21 protein-coding genes and 3 pseudogenes are annotated in these 20161 nt (G+C 68.1%); 12 read left to right on the top strand and 12 right to left on the bottom strand.

The window, feature by feature from the left end:
• From P3H15_RS40245 to P3H15_RS40235, 3 genes and pseudogenes are all read left to right on the top strand, one after another.
• A pseudogene (locus P3H15_RS40245) lies at window positions 1-140 on the top strand (IS5 family transposase); the annotation flags it as partial.
• On the top strand, window positions 110-397 hold the full coding sequence (locus P3H15_RS40240; protein ID WP_276142376.1) for a GlsB/YeaQ/YmgE family stress response membrane protein: 288 nt from the start codon (window positions 110-112) through the stop codon (window positions 395-397). The pseudogene P3H15_RS40245 and the gene P3H15_RS40240, both read left to right, overlap by 31 nt.
• Window positions 398-534: 137 nt before the next feature.
• Window positions 535-1116, top strand: a complete 582-nt coding sequence (locus P3H15_RS40235; protein ID WP_276142375.1) for a DinB family protein — start codon at window positions 535-537, stop codon at window positions 1114-1116.
• Window positions 1117-1122: 6 nt separating this feature from the next.
• Here P3H15_RS40235 and P3H15_RS40230 read toward each other — a convergent pair whose 3' ends face one another.
• Both P3H15_RS40230 and P3H15_RS40225 read right to left on the bottom strand, forming a co-directional pair.
• The gene (locus tag P3H15_RS40230) at window positions 1123-2844 is read right to left on the bottom strand and encodes a cutinase family protein (RefSeq protein ID WP_276142374.1); all 1722 of its coding nucleotides are present in this window, start codon (window positions 2842-2844) and stop codon (window positions 1123-1125) included.
• A gap of 113 nt (window positions 2845-2957) precedes the next feature.
• Window positions 2958-4279: pseudogene (locus P3H15_RS40225) on the bottom strand (DUF222 domain-containing protein).
• Window positions 4280-4488: 209 nt separating this feature from the next.
• Between P3H15_RS40225 and P3H15_RS40220 the strand changes: the two are divergent.
• From P3H15_RS40220 to P3H15_RS40210, 3 genes are all read left to right on the top strand, one after another.
• Window positions 4489-5214, top strand: coding sequence for a GAF and ANTAR domain-containing protein (locus tag P3H15_RS40220; RefSeq protein ID WP_276142373.1), 726 nt, complete (start codon window positions 4489-4491; stop codon window positions 5212-5214).
• Window positions 5215-5529: 315 nt separating this feature from the next.
• A complete protein-coding gene (locus P3H15_RS40215) occupies window positions 5530-5880 on the top strand; it encodes an STAS domain-containing protein (RefSeq protein ID WP_276142372.1) in 351 nt (116 codons plus the stop codon).
• On the top strand, window positions 5877-6011 hold the full coding sequence (locus P3H15_RS40210; protein WP_276142371.1) for a hypothetical protein: 135 nt from the start codon (window positions 5877-5879) through the stop codon (window positions 6009-6011). The genes P3H15_RS40215 and P3H15_RS40210 overlap by 4 nt, the downstream gene beginning before the upstream one ends.
• A 15-nt stretch (window positions 6012-6026) precedes the next feature.
• Here P3H15_RS40210 and P3H15_RS40205 read toward each other — a convergent pair whose 3' ends face one another.
• From P3H15_RS40205 to P3H15_RS40195, 3 genes are all read right to left on the bottom strand, one after another.
• Entirely contained in the window at window positions 6027-6173 is a 147-nt protein-coding gene (locus P3H15_RS40205; protein ID WP_179377706.1) for a hypothetical protein, read from the bottom strand.
• 76 nt (window positions 6174-6249) lie between these two features.
• Window positions 6250-6474 carry a hypothetical protein gene (locus P3H15_RS40200; RefSeq protein WP_276142370.1) on the bottom strand — a complete coding sequence of 75 codons (225 nt, stop codon included), beginning with the start codon at window positions 6472-6474 and terminating at the stop codon, window positions 6250-6252.
• Window positions 6475-6717: 243 nt separating this feature from the next.
• The gene (locus P3H15_RS40195; protein ID WP_276142369.1) at window positions 6718-7701 is read right to left on the bottom strand and encodes a magnesium transporter CorA family protein; all 984 of its coding nucleotides are present in this window, start codon (window positions 7699-7701) and stop codon (window positions 6718-6720) included.
• Window positions 7702-7807: 106 nt separating this feature from the next.
• On the opposite strand from P3H15_RS40195, the gene P3H15_RS40190 reads away from it, so the two are divergent.
• The gene (locus P3H15_RS40190; protein WP_276142368.1) at window positions 7808-8221 is read left to right on the top strand and encodes an NYN domain-containing protein; all 414 of its coding nucleotides are present in this window, start codon (window positions 7808-7810) and stop codon (window positions 8219-8221) included.
• Between the two features lie 66 nt (window positions 8222-8287).
• Here the strand turns inward: P3H15_RS40190 and P3H15_RS40185 are convergent, their stop codons facing one another.
• Both P3H15_RS40185 and P3H15_RS40180 read right to left on the bottom strand, forming a co-directional pair.
• Complete coding sequence (locus P3H15_RS40185; RefSeq protein ID WP_276142367.1) at window positions 8288-8731, bottom strand: SRPBCC family protein; 444 nt, start codon at window positions 8729-8731, stop codon at window positions 8288-8290.
• Between the two features lie 90 nt (window positions 8732-8821).
• A pseudogene (locus P3H15_RS40180) lies at window positions 8822-9768 on the bottom strand (NAD(P)/FAD-dependent oxidoreductase).
• A gap of 173 nt (window positions 9769-9941) precedes the next feature.
• Here P3H15_RS40180 and P3H15_RS40175 point away from each other — a divergent pair.
• The 5 genes from P3H15_RS40175 (at window position 9942) to P3H15_RS40155 (ending at window position 14634) form a co-directional block, all read left to right on the top strand.
• On the top strand, window positions 9942-10211 hold the full coding sequence (locus P3H15_RS40175) for a DUF4235 domain-containing protein (protein WP_276142366.1): 270 nt from the start codon (window positions 9942-9944) through the stop codon (window positions 10209-10211).
• A gap of 39 nt (window positions 10212-10250) precedes the next feature.
• On the top strand, window positions 10251-10898 hold the full coding sequence (gene phoU, locus P3H15_RS40170; protein ID WP_160093812.1) for a phosphate signaling complex protein PhoU: 648 nt from the start codon (window positions 10251-10253) through the stop codon (window positions 10896-10898).
• 126 nt (window positions 10899-11024) lie between these two features.
• A complete protein-coding gene (locus tag P3H15_RS40165; RefSeq protein ID WP_276142365.1) occupies window positions 11025-11552 on the top strand; it encodes a 2Fe-2S iron-sulfur cluster-binding protein in 528 nt (175 codons plus the stop codon).
• Entirely contained in the window at window positions 11549-12541 is a 993-nt protein-coding gene (locus P3H15_RS40160; RefSeq protein ID WP_276142364.1) for a xanthine dehydrogenase family protein subunit M, read from the top strand. Before P3H15_RS40165 ends, P3H15_RS40160 begins: the two co-directional genes overlap by 4 nt.
• Window positions 12538-14634, top strand: a complete 2097-nt coding sequence (locus P3H15_RS40155) for a xanthine dehydrogenase family protein molybdopterin-binding subunit (RefSeq protein ID WP_276142363.1) — start codon at window positions 12538-12540, stop codon at window positions 14632-14634. The genes P3H15_RS40160 and P3H15_RS40155 overlap by 4 nt, the downstream gene beginning before the upstream one ends.
• A gap of 10 nt (window positions 14635-14644) precedes the next feature.
• Here P3H15_RS40155 and P3H15_RS40150 read toward each other — a convergent pair whose 3' ends face one another.
• The 5 genes from P3H15_RS40150 to P3H15_RS40130 all read right to left on the bottom strand — a co-directional run bounded on the left by P3H15_RS40150 (window position 14645) and on the right by P3H15_RS40130 (window position 20115).
• Window positions 14645-14971 carry a hypothetical protein gene (locus P3H15_RS40150; RefSeq protein WP_276142362.1) on the bottom strand — a complete coding sequence of 109 codons (327 nt, stop codon included), beginning with the start codon at window positions 14969-14971 and terminating at the stop codon, window positions 14645-14647.
• Entirely contained in the window at window positions 14968-15357 is a 390-nt protein-coding gene (locus P3H15_RS40145; protein ID WP_072946215.1) for a Zn-ribbon domain-containing OB-fold protein, read from the bottom strand. The genes P3H15_RS40150 and P3H15_RS40145 overlap by 4 nt, the downstream gene beginning before the upstream one ends.
• Window positions 15358-15634: 277 nt before the next feature.
• Window positions 15635-17992 (bottom strand): LuxR C-terminal-related transcriptional regulator, encoded by a 2358-nt coding sequence (locus P3H15_RS40140; protein ID WP_276142361.1) that lies wholly within the window; start codon window positions 17990-17992, stop codon window positions 15635-15637.
• A gap of 97 nt (window positions 17993-18089) precedes the next feature.
• Window positions 18090-18749 (bottom strand): SDR family NAD(P)-dependent oxidoreductase, encoded by a 660-nt coding sequence (locus tag P3H15_RS40135; RefSeq protein WP_276142360.1) that lies wholly within the window; start codon window positions 18747-18749, stop codon window positions 18090-18092.
• Window positions 18750-18894: 145 nt separating this feature from the next.
• Window positions 18895-20115: a lipase family protein gene (locus P3H15_RS40130; RefSeq protein WP_276142359.1), complete on the bottom strand. Its 1221-nt coding sequence runs from the start codon at window positions 20113-20115 to the stop codon at window positions 18895-18897.
• Window positions 20116-20161: the final 46 nt, after the last annotated feature.

Here is a 20161-nt window from a genome sequence, read left to right as displayed (position 1 = left end):
TGGTGGAAAGGGCCTTCAACAAGGCAAAACAGTGGCGAGCGGTGGCAACCCGGTACGACAAACTCGCCCTGACTTACCGGGCCGGATTCCTGCTCGCCGGCATCGTCGAATGGCTCAAACTATTGGGAGACATGCCCTAGGACTGGGAATTCTGGGCTGGATCATCATCGGCGGTCTCGCCGGGTGGATCGGCAGCAAGATCATGAAGACCGACGCCCAGATGGGGATCATCCTCAACATCGTCGTCGGAGTCGTCGGCGGACTCCTCGGCGGCTTCATCCTCAGCCTCTTCGGCACAGACGTCGAAGGCGGCGGTCTGTGGTTCAGCTTCTTCACCTGCCTCCTCGGCGCGGTGATACTCCTGTTCCTGGTCAAACTCGTGACCGGGCGACGTTAGACGCCCACATTCCGGAACCGGGCCTGCCCATCACACGATGGGCAGGCCCGGTCTCTTCGTCGCCACCGCTGCCGCGCTGGTGATGTTCTGCGGGCGACTGACCATCTCGCATTGCCGCTGACCGATCAGGAGGGGCATTGACCGATCCGAAGGCAGACCTCCACGACTACCTCCAGGCCGCACGCGACGCGCTGCTGTGGAAGCTGGACGGATTGTCCGAGTACGACATCCGCCGACCGATGACCGCAACCGGCACGAACCTGCTGGGGCTGGTCAAACACCTGACCGGCGTCGAGATCGGTTACTTCGGGCAGCCCTTCGGCCGATCCGCAGACTTCCCACCGTGGGTGACCGACGACGCCGAAGACAATGTGGACATGTGGGCGACGGCTGACGAGTCACGCGACTATATCGTCGGCCTGTACCGCCGGGCGTGGGAGTACACGGACGCCACCGTCCGGACGCTGCCGCTCGACGCGCCCGGACGGATACCGCACTGGCCGGAAGACCGCCGCGACGTCACACTGCATCGGATTCTCGTGCACGTGATCGCCGAGACTCACCGGCACGCGGGCCACGCCGACATCGTCCGGGAACTCGTCGACGGAACCGCCGGGCTGAGAGCGGACAACGACAACCTGCCTACAGCAGAGCGCACGTGGTGGGAGAACTACCGGTCCCGCGTCGAACGGGCGGCACGGGATGCCGGCCGAGGCTGACGACTTTCACCCGGCCGCCGGTTGCACAGTCGTCGTGGTGACGACCGGCGTGGTGGTGGTCACCGACTCCGCCGCGGTGATCGTCGTGGGTTCCGAGGTGGTGGTCGCCACAGCGGACGATTCCGAGACGGCCTGCGGCACAGACAGCGACGTCGTGGTTACTGCGGCCACCTCCACTGCGGTCGTGGGTTCCGGCGACGTCGTGGAGGCGACCGTCGTGGGTGCCGGTGAGCTGGTGGTCGTCGTGGCTGCACTCACCGTGTTGGCGGCCAACGCGGGCTTCTTCGCGGCGGCCGGTGTGGTGGGTGCAACCTGCGCTGCTTCCACATCCTTCGTCGAGGCGGCGGCGAGTTTCGCTGTCGACTGCTGCGGCGCAGCCGTGCGCGCCTCGCCCTTCTCCGCTTCCTGCGCGAGGTGCGTCAGCCAGGCCGCTGCGTACTGGGCAGACGTCAGAGGTTTCCCGTTTCCGGCGTTCGCGTCACGCCAGTAGTCGAAGTGGTGACCCGTCCCCTCCCCCAGCGTCTGCTGGTACGGATCGCTCATCGCCACCTGGATCGTGTTCTGGTTATCCGCGATGAACCCGATGATTTCGTTCCGCACCTTCGCGGGCAGGTAGACGAGGTCGACCGCCTGGTTGGACGAGATCGGACCAGCCGGCGTGTCGGACTGCGCCGCAACGGGATCGGTGGGCTTGTACGCCGGATCCGACACCTTGACCAACACGTCGAGGAACGTCTCGTCGGACTGCATCCAATTGTCTTGCGACTGGATGTCCGCGAACGCGGCGAGAGCGATCTGCCCGATCACCACTGCGAGATCCTGTCCCGTCGCCGGGGTCAGCCCCTCCTTCTGCAACGCGTCGACGTTCAACTGGCGTCCCACGTTGATCGCGAGTTGCAGCAGCGCAATGTTCTCGGGAGCGGAGCAGGTCAGATCGCCTTCCGAGCAGAACGATGCCACCTTGCCGTCCAACGCCCCGAAGCTGCCGGACGTCCCGGGCAGAGCACCTCGCCCGGGTGTGCCGGTCTGACCTGACTGGTAGGCGAGATCGAAGCCGTCGGGATTGCGGAATTCGTTCTCGGCGCCCGGAAATGCTCCTTCGCCGAGATTGCGGCCGGCATCCGCCAGGATGACGACGCCGACAACGGAAGCGGGATCGAGAATCTCGTACGAGCCGTCCTGGACGTCCTGGTTCCCGACTTCCATCGCAACGCGTCTCGCGACGTCGGCGCCTTCGCTGTAGCCGACGATCGAGAACTTCGTGTCGGGGCACGACGCGTGAATGGAGCGCATGACGGTTTCGGTGTTGTCGACGCCGGCGTTCACGGCGTCCTCGTAGGAGTTCATGTTCGCCGGGTACTCGATGTACACCGCGGCGTAGGAGCCTCCGCCGACGGATTGCTGCGGCGCGTTCACCACCTCGTCGATCCAGGGACTGGTGTAGTTGCTGGAGTAGGACGCGGGAAGCGGCGTGCCGTCCGGTGCCACGAGCATCTGGTGGGTCCCCGGCCTCGGACTGTCGCCGCGGCCGGCCACGGCGATGCTGACCATGTCGTAGCACGCATTCGAGGCCGCTGCGGTCAAGGCTGTCGCCGTCGTGGCGGGTGAGCCCGGGTTCGACCATGGTGTCGCGAGCAGTGCCGCCAGTCCCAGTGCGCCAGGGGCGACCAGACTGCCTGCGATCCTCCGTCGCTGCGCGACCTTGCGTGCTGAAACGCGACGTTTCATGGTCTACCCCATCCGTTCGTGGCGCGTACCGACACCCGAGTAGGTGTCAACGCGTTAACAGACAAGTCGCCCAACGCCGCAGCGGTGTTACACGGTGCTCCGGCAGAGTCGCTTCATGACGCTCGCAGATGCGCGATCAGAATCGCCTCGATCTCCGACCGCCGCGCCGCGGACGGGAGGCGTGGGGCCGCGGACCGGTAGCGGTGCCCCGTCGGGGTGCCGAGGTCGAAAAGATGCGTTCGGCCATACCTCCTGACGGGGCGGGCGGTCCAGCCGTCGCCCTCCTTCGCGTAATTGCACGCCGCGCACAACCCGGCCCCATTATGTGCCGTGGTGGCACCCTCGTTTCGGCGCGAGAGGATGTGATCATGATGGCGGATCGGCGCATCACACCACGGCGTCCGGCACGTCCGATCGCGGAGATCGATCAACTTTCGCAAGCTTTTCGGGAACGTCCGCGACTGCGACTCCATCGCCGTCAACGACCCCGACAACGGGCACGCGTAGACGTTTCGTAAGGTCACCGTGGTATCACCATCCAGGGCGTCCGCCACCAGCTGCCGCGCGATCCCCGCCGGCACCGGCCCGAACCCCGCCACATCCGCCGCCTCACTCTCACCCGCCAGCAGTGTTTCGTCGGAAACCACCAGATTCACCGCCACCGGAACACCCGACCCCACGTCGGCTCCGGTGCCGCGTGCGAACAACAGATCCACCATCAGCTGATTGCGGGTGCGGCCACCGCTCTCGCCGGTCGCGATGAGACTGTCGGCATCGCGCCCCAGCGTGGCCTGCACACACACGGCCTGCTCGACCGGCATCAACACGCTGAGATAGGCCATCGAATCCGGCGCCGGCCGCGTCGTCACCCGCCGCTCCGACACCGCCTTACGATGCCGCCGGACGACCGCGGCGGCATCCAGTTCCACCGCCAGGGCCTTCGCCTTCGCGACCAGGCCGCGGTCCCCGACCCCGTCGAGAACGTCCGGGTCCGAACACAACCGCCGATCCACCACCGCGCGATCCGCCGCCGACAGACACGCCGTTTCCCGCACCAGCAACGTCGCCCGCCACTCGTTCAACCGACCCGACCGCAACAACGCCAACGTGTGCGGCATCTCGTGCACCACCGCCTGCGCGAACCCCAGATGCCGGCCACCACGGCTCGGGGACTCCCTGCGCGCCAACGCGATCTGCGAGGCGATACCGCGGCCCCACTCCGCCCGCGGCAACCCCGGGCCTTGCGGTCCTCCCGCATGCAGGTGGCGACATCATCGGTGACGACCGCCTGCACCGCACATCCGACCGACTTCAACGTCTCCACCGCAGCGAGCCACTCGATCCCCAACCCCGCCTCACCACACGGCCCGACACACCGCAACCGCGCCGTGAACGCCCGCAACTCCTCCAGATCCGGTGCCACCACATCCCCCACCACCAGCCCTCCCCTGAGGTAATTCGAATATACGTTCGATAGTACCCATCGGCCGCAACGCCGGCAATAGTCGAACCGGGTCGGTCCCAGGTCGGCCACCGTCGGCTCGATCCACCGGCAGGGGTCGCCGTTCTGGCAGAATTGTGCGGACGTCGCTCGAACTGCGGCGCCCGGTTCACGCCGCGTTGTCGCACCTCGGGAGGCGAGTCATGCCGAATGATCCTTCGGGGACGGCACGTATGGGAGGCGCCAGTCCCAGCGTCGTCTTCGCGAAGTTGGCAGAGATGGTGTACAACGGCGACGACTTCGATCACGTCTACCGGGCCATCTGCGATGCCGCGGCGACCCTGGTCCCCGGGTGTGCGCACGCCAGCCTCATGCTGAAGCAGAATGATCGTCATATCACCGTGGCGGCGAGCGACGAGGTCGCCGCGCACGTCGACGCACTCGAGCGAGCTGAGCAGGAAGGACCCTGCCTCGATGCGATCGAGAATGACGCACCGCAGGTAGAAACCGAACTCGCGCGTTCGACGCAATGGCCGCGGCTCGCCCGGCGGACGATTGCCGAGACTCCCGTCCGAGGCGCCGCTGGGTTCCGGCTCATGATCCGTGGACGGAAGGTCGGCGCACTCAACCTATTCGCGGACAACCCCGGAGAACTCACCGACGAATCGATCGACCAGGCGATTCTGATCACGGCGTTCGCGGCGGTGACGTTGACAGCGCTCCATGAACACCAGGAAGCGCAGACGCTTCGCGACGGCCTTGCCAGCAACCGCGAGATCGGGAAAGCCATCGGGCTGTTGATGGCCTTCCATGACATCTCGGAGGACCGGGCTTTCGACCTGTTGCGCAAGACGTCGCAGGACATGAACATCAAGCTCACCGGTGTCGCGCGGGAAGTCATCGCGCATCACAATTCGAAGTTCGACTGAGGTCGGAATGTGTTGACAATCGGTTGATGCCCACCTGGTAGGGCCGTAGTGTTGATCGCGCGTGGTTGAGAACACAGCCGCAGATTGTTTGGAGGCCGCAGCAGTGCGCGGTGGACGGATTTGCGCGCACTCCCATGCCGCTGCGATCCTCCTGCCAGTGCGTTCCTTCCACCGATAGCGCACTGCGACCGACAGGGTGCACGCGATCGGAGGGTCATGAAGACATCACGCACGTCGTTCCACGCCACTCCCCCGCCTGTGTCTCCGACCATCCATTGCTCTCCGGATATACCCACCCACGACCGCGGGCTGCGCATGACCGTCGAATTCGCACCGTACGCAGACGCCACCGTGGGACGAATCTCGGGCGACATCGATGTGCTCGCCGCACCGTCCTTCGCGCTTGCTCTCGCACATCTGACCGACGGAGGCTCGTTCTCACGGGTCGTCGTCGACATGACCGCGGTCGACTTCGTCGGGACGTCCGGACTGTCAATTCTGTCCGAGTTCGCGGAATCTGCTCGGCGGCAGCATATTACGTGGGCCTTAGCGGGGAATCGGGCGGTCTTGCGCCCGATCGAGGCCATCGGGCTGAGCGCGACCATTCCCGCGTGCAGCACGGTTCACGACGCGTTCGACAGGGTGGAGAAGATCGCGCACAGGTGATCGGAGCCGGCGATTCCGACGCACTGTCCGACCTCGCCCCGCAGGGCCGGGTCGCGGAACTGGCAGCCGCCCTCGTGCGGGTCTCCCTCGACTCACAACTTCGCGACGAAGTGCGTGGCGAAAGTTCGTGAGAACCGGCGTCGGCCCTACTCCGCCCGAACTGCAATCGACTCGCGCTCGTCGTCCTCGCGGAACATCGCTTCGATGCGGTTCTTGATCTCCGCCGTGCTCATCGAACCACGGGAAGGGGCGAAGCCACGATTGCGAGCCGAGGTGGGCGTGAAGGTGTTCATTGCCAGTGCTTTCTGTCTTCCGCGTCGGCGAGAGCCGCGGGATGGTCGAAGGGTGCGTCCGCGATGCGGACGACGGTCAGATCAAGAGCGCGGCGAGCGCTACGGCAGCGAGCACTGACACGGAAGTGGCCACCGCGACGAGAACGGAGCCCGTCACGACGATGGCGGGCGCGGTCGCTGTCGCGGCCGAGACGGAAGCGATGTACACGGTCGGGCGCAGTGTGCGCCGAGTCGACTGCTCCTCAGTGGAGGGCGGCGACATCGTGTGCAGATCGTGCTGTTGCACCGTGGTGCGGGTCATGTGCTGGCGTACCCCGTAATAGCGATCGAGTGACCTGAGTCACAAACTTACGAGTACGTTGTACATCACAACCGGCCCCTCGCGCCAGTGGCTGAAATCCCCAATCGTCTCGAAGGCGCTCCCCGTCGCCACCGGCGTCCCTCCAGTCACACAGCCGACCCGCCAGACGCGTGGTGGACTCACGACTGGTTTCGACCGATGGCCACGGTCCCCCGACTCGCAGAAGGCGGTCACACGTTCGCGTCAGAACCAGCCTTTGCGCTTCGCCCAGACGAGCAGTGCCCCGGACATGGCAAGCATGACGAGCACGATCACGGCGACGGAGGGCCATTGCGTCCGTTCGTTCACGATCACGTTCATGCCGATGATCGAGGACAGGGCGGTAATTGGCAGCGTGACAGCCGCGATGACGGCGAGGCGTTCCGCGGCGACGGTCATCTTGGTGTTGGTGCGGGCCTGGTAGAACTCGATCGTGCCCTGGAGGTAATCCTTCTGTCCCCTGGCCATCACGGTCAGGTGCTGGAACTGATCGACCGCATCGAGCAGGAGGTCCTGCCCCTTACCGGCGCCGAACGCCTCGATGGTGACCATCCTGCCGTACACCTCCCCGCTCAACGCGGCCATGGTGCCGACCGTCAGCAGACCGTGCCGGACCCGGAACATCTCGTCGAGAAACGTCTCCGGATCACCGAGGTGCCCGCCGGTGACCTGCTGCTCGAGCTTCCACACGTCCTTGGTCAGTTCGGCGGTGTAAGCCCGCATCCGTGCCGTCAATGCGGCGAGGAGGACGAACGACAACTCGAATGCCGTGCCGGGCCGCAACTTGCCCGACTCCAGTCGGCCCAGCACCACATTCACCTCGACCATCGCCGTCGAGGGGTCGATCGCCGGATTCACGGGGCCGTGCACCGTCACCAGGTAGCGGGTACCGATGAACTGGTCCAGTTCGACGTAGTGCACGTGCCCGTGTGCGCCCGACTGCGGCGCGTGCAGAACCACGAAGAAGTGGTCCACGTACCGGTGCACCTTCGGAACCTGATTGCGGTGCTCCGAATCGCGCACGGCGAGAGGATGAAATCCGAAAACTGTGGTCAATGCGTCGTGTGCCTGTTCGTCCCAGGTCGGGATGTCCACCCAGACCAATCCGTCGGGCCGGTCGAGCAACTGTTTCAACTCGGTCGCCGCACACGAACGCACACCGTCGTCGGAGATGAAGCGGACGTCCATTTCGGCCTCCTCGCCCTGACGCACTGTCACCACTGTCTTAGCACCCACAGCTGCCCGGTTCGGGAGACCCGGTGAATCCGGTCTCCGGAGAGGGGAAACTGTGGAAATGACTGACGACAGGACTGCACTGATCGTGGTGGATGCGGCGAACGTCGTCGGCTCGCGGCCCGACGGCTGGTGGCGTGATCGTGCCGGTGCGGCCCGGCGATTGCTCGTCCAACTGGGCGCCCTGGACCAGCGGCTGGACCCACCGGCCGAGGTGGTGGTCGTGATCGAGGGTGCGGCGAAGGCCGCGGTTGCCGGGGAGCAGGATCGGGAATTCGACGGTCTGCGGGTGGTGTCGGCGGACGGTTCGGGCGACGACGCGATCGTCGACGTGGTGGCCGCCGAGAAAGACGGCGACCGGCCGATCACCGTCGTCACCGCCGATCGTGGCCTTCGAGCCAGGGTCGAGGCACTCGGGGCCGTCACGGTCGGCCCGCGATGGCTCTTTGCCCGCATCGACGCCGAAAGTTCCTGACCGCCAGCGGTGTCGCGGCGCCCGGTTCCGATGACGACGCCGCCGACTGTCTGTACTGCGACGATGTCAGGCTTTGGTGTTTCGCTCGGCGAGGAACGACAGTCGGCGCAGGCATTCGAGATTGCGTGGGAGCACCGCCAGGTCCTGCGCAATCCGCGGAACCCAGGACAACGGAGCGGAGGCCGCGACCTCCGACATCTGGAGATGACACCCGGATCCACGCGGCTCCAGCCGCAGCCGCACGATCGCCTTCGTGGGGGTCACCTGCGCGAGCAGCCGGAGTTCACTGTTCTCCTCGGCGAGGAGAACCTCGGTGGAGTCGTCGATCAGTGCGGGCCAGGCGCCGACGGAATGGTGCAGTCGGCTTCCCACCGCGGGCCAGTCGGCGGAGACGGCACGCATCCGGGACGCGCCGACCACCCACGACGGGTACAGCCACCCGTTGGCGAGGACTGCCCACACATCCGAAGCCGACGCCGACGTGTCGCGATGTGCCTCGATGACGACCACTCCCTCGATCGGTACCTGACGGACTCTCCGCGCTTACCCTCCCCGACCGCATCGAAAACGTGAGCCGTGTCGCGTCGGCAATGCCCGACTTCAGGTCTGCGCTCCGATTTCCTCACCGGCCGCGAACCGTGATTCGGAATCGGTGACCAGCCCGATCGACCCGAGTGGACGCGGGAAGATCAGGTCGGTGAGGTGGGCGAGCGCGACCGCCCAGCGATCGGCGGTGTTCGGCATGGCGTAGAGGTGATATGCCCGCGTGACTACCTTCGCGAGAAACCCCGACAGCCGGATCCAGAGGGGGTTGGCGACGGCGAACCCCGGGCCCAGATCCACGACGAGACCCATGTCGCGATGGGTGTGCGGCTTCGCGTCGCCGACGCCCAGGCTCGCCGCCCGCGAAGACGTCGGGATGCCCGTCGACCGAGAGGTCGGGGCGCACCGTCAATCTGCCCTTCTCGGTGGGCAATCCGAGTGTGTCGACGAGGGGGCCGGCTGTCACACCCGTCACCCAGGAGACCGTGCGGGTGGGAACGACGGTCCGTCGTCGAGAGTGACGTATTCGGATCCGAGTTCCGTCAGGGTGGTGCCGAGTCGCACCTCGATGCCGCGGGAGCGCAGCACCTCCAGCACCTTGTCGCCCAGCTTCTCCCCCACTTCCGGCATCACCTTGTCGGCGGCGTCGAGCAGCAGGAACCGGATCTTCGCGGGGTCGAGGTTGCGCCGGGACGCTGCTTCGTCGGCCAGGGCGCGGAGTTGGGCCGTGAGTTCGGTGCCCGCGTAGGACGCACCGACCACGACGACCGTCCGGCGGGCGTCGGCGACGCGGGGTCGGTGTCCCGCTCGGCGAGTTCGATCTGGGTAAGCAGCTGGTCGCGGGAGTACAGTGCCTCGGCCGGCGTCTTCAGTCCCCTGGCGTGCTCGGCGAGTCCAGGAATGTCGAACAGCCGGGTCACCGATCCGGGGGTGAGCACCACCCGGTCCCACGCCACCTCGGGCAGGAGCGGTGTGTAGAACATGTAGTCGTGGGGCGAGATCATGATGACGCGGGCGTCGGCTCTCCGGCTGATTCGTGGGTCATACGGAACGCATTCGCCAACCACGCCCCGAACGAAACAATCCCCCGGTCACGACCGCGGCGTGTGAGGACGTCGAATCCGGGTACTCGACCAGCGGAGATCGATCGACGGGATCGAATGCGAAGGGCGGGAACATGAGCGCCGCATCGAAGGCGATGTACAAGCCGTTGGCGCTCGCTGCGAGTGTCGCCGGTGGAATAGCGGCAAGTGCCGTGTTCGGTCAGGTGTGGAAGCGTGTCGCAGGCGAATCCGAGGCTCCCGACCCCAAGGATCTGTCCCGCAGCACCCGCGAAGTGCTGATCGCGGCCGCCGTGCAGGGCATCGTCTTCGGCCTGGTCAAGACGGCGGTCGACCGGGCGGGTGCCCAGGGGTACCGGAAGCTGGCCCACGCCGACCCCCGGTAGAGCGAGGCACTTGTCCCAGAACACCCCTAGGCTGAGCCGATGCGTACTCGTTTCGCGGAAAATCTCGACAGTCTGTCCGGCGACCTCGCCGCCATGTGCCGGCTGTCCGTCACCGCGATGTCGGAGGCGAGCGACGCACTGCTGCAGGCAGACCTCGAGCTCGCCGAGCACGTCATCGACGTGAGCGGCGAGCTCGACGATGCCGCGGCGCACTGGGAGAAGCGTGCGTTCGCACTCCTGGCGCTGCAGGCTCCGGTGGCCCACGATCTCCGATTCATGGTCGGCGGTCTCCACATCTCCGCGGATCTGCACCGGATGGGCGGTCTCGCGGTGCACATCGCGAAGATCGCCCGCCGGCGGCATCCCGACCACGTGGTCCCCGACGAGGTGCGGGACGTGTTCACCGAGATGGGCACCGTCGCCGTCGCACAGGCGAGGGAGACCGAGCAGGTGCTGCAGCACCGCGACCCCGAGCGCGCCCGCGGATTGCTGACGGCGGACGAGGCGATGGACGACCTCCACCGCAGCCTGTTCACGATCACTCAGGCGGAAGACTGGCCGCACGGTGTCCAGTCGGCCGTCGACATCACCCTGCTCGGCCGCTTCTACGAGCGGTTCTGCGACCACACCGTGGAGATCGGCAGGCGCGTCATCTTCCTGGAGACCGGCAGCCTGCCCGAACAGTGAGAGAGCCGACCGGTCAGCTCAGCCCTTCCGCCGCGGCGACCGAGGGTGCGGCCATCCTCCAGGAGTCGTCGGCGGAACCACCGCGGACAGCGATTCGGGAGCGGTCACCGCGGGTAACCTCCCGCCATGAATGCCGCGGACAGCCCCCGCTACCGGAAAATCGTGCTCACCGTCGACGGCGAGGAACGCACCCTCGACGTGGACACCCGCACCACTCTGCTCGACGCGCTCCGCGACCACCTCGGGGTCACCGCGCCGAAGAAGGGCTGCGACCACGGCCAGTGCGGTTCGTGCACCATCCTCCTCGACGGCAGGCGCGCCACGTCCTGCCTGACGTTCGCCGTCGCCCACGACGGTGCCCGCGTCGTCACCGCGCACGGACTGGCCGACGGCGACGTGTTGCACTCCGTTCAGCAGGCGTTCGTCGAGCAGGACGGACTGCAGTGCGGCTACTGCACACCCGGTCAGATCTGTTCGGCGATCGGCATGTTCGACGAGTTCCTGGCCCTGCAGCCGAGTGCCGTCACCGAGAACCTGACCGCTCCGCCCGAACTCACCGACGACGAGATCCGGGAACGGATGAGCGGCAACCTCTGCCGGTGCGGCGCCTACCCGAACATCCTCGCGGCGATCCGGCAGGCGGCGGAAGCGTGATTCCCTTCGACTACGAGCGGGCCACCGACGTCGACAGCGCCGTCGCCACCGTCACGGCCGATCCGCGGGCGGCGTTCCTCGCCGGTGGCACCAACCTCGTCGATCACATGAAACTCGGGGTGGCGGCGCCGCATCTCCTCGTCGATGTGAGCCGTCTCCCCCTCGACGGCGTCGAGGCACTTCCCGGCGGCGGGCTCCGGATCGGGGCGGCCGTCCGCAACAGCGACCTCGCCGCGCACGACGTGGTGCGGGCCCGGTACCCGATGCTGTCGCGCGCGCTCCTGTCCGGTGCGTCGGGACAGCTGCGCAACCTCGCGACGACCGCGGGAAACCTGCTTCAGCGGACCCGCTGCGTGTACTTCCAGGACGTCACGACGCCGTGCAACAAACGCGAGCCCGGCACCGGGTGTTCCGCGCTCGGTGGGTATGCCCGCTACCACGCCATTCTCGGTGCGTCGGAGCACTGCGTCGCCGTGCATCCGTCCGACATGGCCGTCGCGATGACGGCCCTCGACGCGGTCGTGGTGGTGCGCGATACCGGCGGGGAACGGCGGATCCCGCTGCGCGAGTTCTACCCGCTTCCCGGGGACCGGCCCGACCACGACACCGTCCTGCGGCACGGCGACCTCGTGACCGCCGTGGAGTTGCCCGAGCCGCCCGCCGGGAACCGGTCCGCGTACCGGAAGGTGCGGGACCGGGCGTCCTTCGCGTTCGCGGTGGTGTCGGTGGCCGCCGAGCTGACGATCGGCGACGCGGCGATCACGTCGGCGCGGGTCGCGCTCGGTGGTGTCGCGCACCGGCCGTGGCGCGCCACGCGCGCCGAGGAAATCCTGCTCGGGTCGCCGCCCACGGAGGACACGTTCACCTCGGCGGCCGAGTCGGAACTCGCCGCCGCACAGCCGCTTCCGGGTAACGAGTTCAAGGTTGTGCTGACCCGACGGGTACTCGTGTCGGTACTCCGGTCACTCGCCGAGGAGGCACGCCCATGACGCTCGTCGAGCCGAAGGTGATCGGAACCCCCGCCGAGCGCCTCGACGCCCACGACAAGGTGACTGGGACGGCGTCGTACGCGTTCGAGCACGCGGTGGAGGACCCGGCGCATCTGTACCCGATCCTGTCGACGATCGGCCGCGGCCGGGTCACCGCGATGCACACGGCGGACGCGGAAGCCCTGGACGGGGTGCTCGCGGTCCTGACGGTCTTCGACGCGCCCCGTCTCGTGGACACCTCGGACGGGGAACTCACGATCCTGCAGGACCCCGAGGTCCACTTCCGCGGCCAGTTCGTGGGCGCGGTGGTCGCGGAATCACCGGAAGTCGCCCGGCACGGCGCGGGCCTCGTCCGCGTCGACTACGACGAGGCATCCCACGACACCGACTTCCGTTCCGGCCGAGACGATCTGTACGCGCCCGACGACGTCAACGCCGGGTTCCCGACCGACACCGACGACGGCGACGTGGACGCCGCACTCGCCGCAGCGGCAGTGACGGTCGATCAGGTGTACTCGACCGCGATGGAACACAACAATCCGATGGAACCGCACGCGACCATCGCCCGGTGGACCCCGGTCGGCAGCGGACCGGTTCTGACGCTGCACGATTCGACGCAGGGCGTCCATTCCGTGAGGCAGACCCTGGCACCGCTGTTCGGACTCGAAGTCGAGCAGGTGCGGGTGATCGCCCCGTACGTCGGCGGCGGGTTCGGGTCCAAGGGACTGCCGCACGCGCACAACGTGCTGGCGGTGCTGGCGGCCCAGCGGGCGGCAGGCAGGCCGGTGAAGTTCGCGCTGACCCGGCAGCAGATGTTCGCCCTCTCCGCGTATCGCACCGCGACGGTGCAGCGCGTCCGGCTCGGCGCGGACGCCGACGGACGCCTGACCGCGCTCTCCCACGAGGCGATCGAACAGTCCGCGAAGATCAAGGAGTTCGCCGAACAGTCGGCGGTCCCGTCGCGGATGATGTATTCCACACCGAACCGGCGCACCACCCACCGTCTCGCGGCCCTCGACGTGCCCGCCCCCTCCTGGATGCGTGCGCCCGGCGAGACGCCGGGCATGTTCGCGGCCGAGGTGGCGATGGACGAACTGGCCGCGGCCTGCGGACTCGACCCGATCGAACTGCGGATCCGCAACGAGCCCGACGCCGACCCGAGTACGGGGCGCCCGTGGTCGGGGCGGCGCCTCACCGACTGCCTGCGGGAGGGTGCCCGACGATTCGGGTGGGCGGACCGGGACGCGACGGCGCGGGCGCGGTCGGACTCGGAGTGGCAGGTGGGATTGGGCGTCGCCTCCGCGACGTACCCCGCGAACACCATGCCGGGATCGGTGGCCCGGATCGTGTACCAGTCCGACGGCACCTACACCGTGCAGATCGGCTCGGTCGACATCGGCACCGGTGCGTGGACGGCGCTCACCCAGATCGCCGCCGACGCGCTGGGGTGCCCGTTGGACTCGATCGTCCTGCAGATCGGTGACACGAACCTTCCGCCGGCGACCGTCGCCGGGGGCTCCACGGGAACCACGTCCTGGGGCAGCGCGATCGTCGCGGCGGCCCGCGCGTTCCGGGACGAGCACGGCACCACCCCGGCCCCGGGCGCGGAGGCCAGTGCGGGGACCCTCCGCAATCCGGAGGCCGAGAAGTTCGCGCTCCATTCGTTCGGCGCCCATTTCGCAGAAGCGCACGTCCGCCGCGACTCCTGCGAGATCCGAGTCGAACGCATGCTCGGCGTGTTCGCGATCGGCCGGGTCGTGAACACCCGGACGGTGCGGTCGCAGCTCATCGGCGGCATGACGATGGGGGTGTCGATGGCGTTGCACGAGAGCAGCGTGAACGACCCCCGATTCGGCCACGTCGTGACCCAGGACCTGGCCTCCTATCACGTCAGCACGCACGCCGACATCAGGTATCTGGACGCGGTGTGCCTCGACGACGTCGACGCGCACGCCGGCCCGATGGGGTCGAAGGGGGCAGGCGAGATCGGCATCGTCGGGGCCGCGGCCGCGGTGGCGAACGCGGTGCGTCACGCCACCGGGGTCCGGGTGCGGAACGTGCCGATCCACCTGGACGATCTGCTGCCGGGGTGACCGGCCGGGCCTACTGCACGCCCCACGCCTGCGCGAGGGAGGTCCGCAGCTGACCTTTCATCGCACGGATCTTCTGGATGTCGGTGGCCTTCGGTGCGAGTCCGTCGAGCACGAGTTCCATGAAACGCCGGCGGTTGACGCCGAATCGTTCCAGCAGGTCCGCGGCGCTCGCACCGCCGAACGGCGCCCACTGGATCGCGAAACTGATCATCCAGCGTGCATCCGAGCTCACCGAGTGCATCTGCGCGAGCAACTCGCACCGGCGCAGCGCCAGGCGCAGCCATTCGGTGCCGAACGCTTCTTCCGGTTCGCCGTCGGTCTCGGCCACGGCGGTCATCGCGGATCACCGGAGCGGACGGCGAACACCGGCAGTTGTTCCGCCGTCGACGCGGGACGGAACTCGACCCGGACCGGGCAGTCGGACGGTGCAGGGACGTCGCCGTCGATCCAGGTGTACACCCACGGACCTTCGTCGAGTTCGACGATCGCGATCGTGCAGGGGGCGCGGCCACGGTCGCCGCCGCTGTGCCCTCGGTCGACCACCTTCGAGGACACGATCGACCCGACACCGCAGGACGGGACCCGTTCGAGGTTCGAACCCTGGCAGGCGGAGCACGTGGCCATCAACGGCGCGAGCAGGGTCGTGCAGTTGAGGCACCGCTGGATCATCAGTTCGCACTTCTGGGCGATTCCCTGCCAGCGGGTCATACCGTCCGTGGTCACGCCGCCACCCCCGCGAGTTCCTGCCCCACCGCGTCGTGTGCCACCAGCTTTCCCCCGGTCCACACAAGACACCGGTCGACGGTGTGCACCCGACGGAGAAGCGGGGGCAGTGGAAGTTGGGGGTCGGGCTTTCGGTGCATTCGGGGATCAGTGGACATCGGGGGCCTCGGTCTGGAGCCGGAGTGGGGGACGTGTATGAGCATCCCGTCCGCAGCGCGGAAGTACAGCGGCTGAACGACCCGGGGACATACCTATTTCGCCCCGTGCGGGTGCCCGGTCAGGGGTGCGGGTCCTGTGCGTGTTCGACGATCCACGCCGCGATCTGGGTGCGTGAGGTGAAACCCAGTTTCGCGAGAATGTGCTCGACGTGCCCCTGCGCCGTGCGCTGGGAGATCACCAGCCGCGCCGCGATCGCCTTGTTGGTCAGCCCGTCGGCGACCAGTTCGGCCACCTGCGATTCCCGTCGCGTCAGGTGCGGCGTCCCGTTGGACGACGACGCCGCGTCGGGTCGCCGCTCGTCCAGTGCAAGTGCGACCGCGTCGTCGAAGGACGTGTGCATGCCGTGGTCGAACGCCGCATCGAACGCGCGGTCCCCGATCACGGCGCGTGCCTGCTGTTCACATTCCGCATGGTGGACGAGCAGGTTGGGGTAGACGGTGCTCGGGTTGCCGACGGCCTGTGCGACGGCCTCGGCGGCACCCATCAGTTCGGCGGCGTTCCGGGCCCGGCCGGAGCCGACGGCCACCCAGGCGAGCACCTCGAGCGCCCCGCACGCGCTGATCCGGTCGTCCACCAGGTGCGACAGCCGCAGTCCCTGCTTGACGTAATCGTCGGCGAGGGCGAGGTGCCCGCGCTGCCACGCCGCCATTCCCGCAGCCCACAGCGACCAGCCGCGATACACGGATTCGCCGTGGGCCTCGGTGAGCGCGAAGATCTCGGATCCGCACATCTTCGCCACCGCCCCGTCGCCCTGCATGCCGCTGACCAATGCCACCCCGAGCAGTCCCCACGTCAGTTGGAGCAGGCTGCCCCGGTCGCGGAACACGGGCAGGGCCTCCTCGAAGCACGCCCGCGCACGCGGCAGGTCGCCGGCGAACATGGCGCAGCACCCGGCGGCGTGGACCACCAGGGCGCCGAGCAGTGTGTCACCGTTCCGCTCGGCGAGAACGGCCCCCTCGTCGACCAGCGCCTTCGCGGCCTCCCGGTCGCCGTGCATGCCCGCGAGCACACTGTCGACGTACAGCGCCTCGATCCGTTCCCGGCTCCCTCCTCCCGGGTGCCGCCCCAGCAGCTGACCGAGCCAGCGGCGCCCCTCGCGGAGCAATCCCCGGGCACGCCAGTACGGGTACAGTGCCGCGGCGATCCGCAGTCCCGGTTCGGCCTCCCCCGGCTCGGTCAGGCAGAAATGCAGGGCGGCCCGCACGTTCAGCTTCTCCGCGTCGAGCCGGCCGATCCACATCACCTGCCGGGGTCCGATCCACTCGGCCTCGCACCGCACCACCAACTGCTCGTACCAGTCACGGTGCCGCCTCCGCAGCGCCACGAGCTCGCCGGTCTCCTGCAGTTTCTCCCGGCCGTAGTCGCGCACCGTCTCGAGCAGGTGATACCGCACCGAAGGCCCGACCTCTTCCCGGATCAGGATCGACTTGTCGATCAACGACGCCACCACGTCGAGGACGTTCTCGACGGGCAGGTCGCCGGCGCAGATTCCCTCCACCGCGTCCAGTTCGAAGCCGCCCGCGAACACCGACAGTCGCGCCCACAGTTCGCGTTCCTCGTCGGTGCACAGTTCGTGACTCCAGTCGACGCACAAGCGCAGGGTCTGCTGGCGGCTCGGCGCGCCCCGCGACCCCACCGTCAGCAACCGGTAGCGGTCCGTCAGGCGCTGCAGGATCTGCTCCGCCGACATCACCCGCAGCCGCACCGCCGCCAGCTCGATCGCCAACGGCAACCCGTCCAGCTGGCGGCAGATCCGGGCCACCGCCACATGGTTGTCCTCGGTGAGTTCGAACTCCGGCACCGCGGTGGCCGCCCGTTCGACGAACAACGTCACGGCCTCGTATTGCGGCAGGCCCTGCAGGGAGGTGCGTTCGGGTTCGGGCACGGTCAGCGGCGGCACCCGGAGCACCGCCTCCCCGCCGATCGCCAGGGGTTCGCGGGTCGTCGCGAGGATCCGCAGTTCCGGACAGCTCCGCAGCAACGTCTCCGACAGCGCCGCGGCCGCGGCGACCACGTGCTCGCAGTTGTCGAGCACCAGCAGCAGTTGCCGGTCGGCGAGGTACTCGATCAGCAGTACTTCCGGGTTCCCGGTGCGCTGCTCCCGCAGTCGCAGCGCCGACGACACGGCGTCGACGAGCGTGGTGTCGTCATCGAGTTCTCCCAACTCGACCAGCCACACACCGTCCTCGAACGCGCGGCTCGCATCGGCGGCCACCCGCAACGCGAGCCGGGTCTTCCCCACACCCCCGATACCGGCGAGAGTCACCAGACGGGACACGGACAGCAGGCGTCGCGCCTCGGTCACCTCACGGCGACGGCCGACGAAACTCGTCAGTTCGTGGGGCAGGTTTCCCACTGTGCCCTTCACTGCCGCCGGCATCACACCGTCACTCTCGACTCGCAGCCCCCTGCGCACACGGTACTCCCGGTGTGCGGGGGCAACGACGCTTTCGGCTCCGCGTCCGTGTTTTCGGCTGCGCGTCCGTGGGTTTCGAATGGACCCGCGGTCGGGATCACCGCGTCCAGCGGGTGGGCGCCCAGCGGCCGGTGTAGGACCGGATGCGGCCGGCCCGGCGGGGCGGACGCAACGCACCGGCCTCGGTCAGGCTGTGCGGGATCATCGCGATCCTCGTGCCGTCGACGACGTACGCGGCACCGGTCACGAACATTCCGGCCGGCGCACACAGATACGACGCCACGTCGGCGACTTCCCGATCGTCGGGGCCGGGCGCCGCGAAGTCCGGTTCGACCGCGGGCACCACCACCGAATTGACGGTGATCGAGTACCGCGCCAGTTCGGCGGCGAGCAGACCCGTCAGCCCGCCGAGACCGGACGCGGAGGTGGTGACGTTGACGATCCGTCCGCCCCCGCCGCCGGCGATCATGTATCGCACGGCGCGCTGGATGCACTCGACCGCGGTGCTGCCGGGGCAGCTGACGAGGACGCCGATTCCGCCCAGGTCCCGGGCGAACTCGTCGACGGCGGCAGCGGAGCCGGGCAGGTCGGCCAGGTCCATGCGCTGCACGGCCGCACGCACCGATCTGGATTCGACGTCGGCGGCCGTGGCTTCGGCGCTCGCCCGGTCCGCGGCATAGGCGAGGCCCACGTCGAAACCGTCTCCCGCGAGTGCCAGGGCGACGGCGCGGCCCATCGGCGAATCAGATCCCGTCACGACTGCGGTGCGTGTGCTGGGGTGCATGGGTTCGGAATACCCCCTGGTAGATCTGCTCAAACGCTCAACATTTCGGACTGTGCACGGGCAGAACACAATCCGGCGACGAGCCTGGGTGGCCCGCCGCCGATCGGCACCTACCGGGTCAGCAGTTGGACGGCGCCGGGTCGCCGCGGAAGCGAGCGTCCAGGTAATCCAGGGCGGTCGGCAGACCCAGAACGGCCGTGGTCAGGTGATCGGGACTCGGGAACAGGTCCGACTGCACCGTGGCGCCCGCGGCGCAGTACCGGGCGATGGTCGCCTCGATCGAATCGACCGGGATGAGCACATCGGTCGGGCTGTGCCATTCGAAGATCGGTGCAGTCGGAACGCCCGGGTACAACTCGACGCTGTTCTCGTTGAGTACCTCCCAGGCCTGCGGACTGCTCATCAGATCCGTGGTCTTGGCGACCTCGGTGGCGCTGCGGCCGGCGCCGGCCGCGAGAATGCCGTTGGTGCAGGCGTTGACCATCTCGTCGCGCATCGCCAGACCGCGGTCGTTGAGCTGCTCGCTGATCGGCAGCTTGTCCGGGTACTCCCGCTCGAGTCCGAGCGCCGCCGCCATCGCGAGACCGAACGCCGGATGCGGTTGCATGCCGAGACCGTTGGCCATCTTGCCGATGTTCATGGGCACACCGCCCTCGGCGACGCCGACGATGTTCAGTTCGGGGGCGTAGGTCGGTGCGAGTGCCGCGGCCCACGCCGAGGCCATGCCGCCGCCGGAGTACCCGGCCAGCGCGACCGGGCTCTCCGCCACCGCCAGTTCCGGTACCCGCTGCACCGCGCGGATGCCGTCGAGCGTGATGGTTCCGCCGAGCCGGGCGGCGCCGTAGGCACTGTTCGGGCCGAGGTGGTCGGGCAGCGCGACGGTCCAGCCGCGCTGCAACGCGAGGTTCAGTGCCGGTGCCTCCTTGATCTGGAGGTCGGGATCGTTCGAGTACAGCGTCCGCGACGGTGCGCACCGCGGCCCGAGCGCGTTGATGATGTGCTGATACGACAGCAACGGCCCGTTCACCGGCCGGTTGCGGGGTACCAGCACGGTGGTGACCGACGAGATCGGGTGGTCCTCCGAGTTGGTGGTGCGGTACTTCACCTGCCAGACGTCGGTGTCGGGAAAGGCCAGCAGCGGCGGCATCGGACGGACCGCGAGCGGCTCACCGACCGCGGCCTCCGCCAGACCCTGCGGCTGCCCGTAGAAGGGATCGGGGTCGGAGGCGGGATAGATCGGCAGGGCGGCGGCAACTCCGGCGTTCGCGACCGCGGTGCAGGCGACGAATGCGGCACACAGAGCGCTCGCGGTGAGGCTCGTGATACGTGAGCGCTTCATGTCGCCTCCTGGTGTGGGTAGAGATCGATTGTTACCGAGTTCGGAG

Origin of the sequence: Rhodococcus sp. T2V (genome assembly GCF_029269925.1) — a bacterium.
GTDB lineage: Bacteria > Actinomycetota > Actinomycetes > Mycobacteriales > Mycobacteriaceae > Rhodococcus_F > Rhodococcus_F koreensis.
Note: the sequence above shows the minus strand (reverse complement) of the source record. Positions and strands in the feature narration are given on the sequence as shown.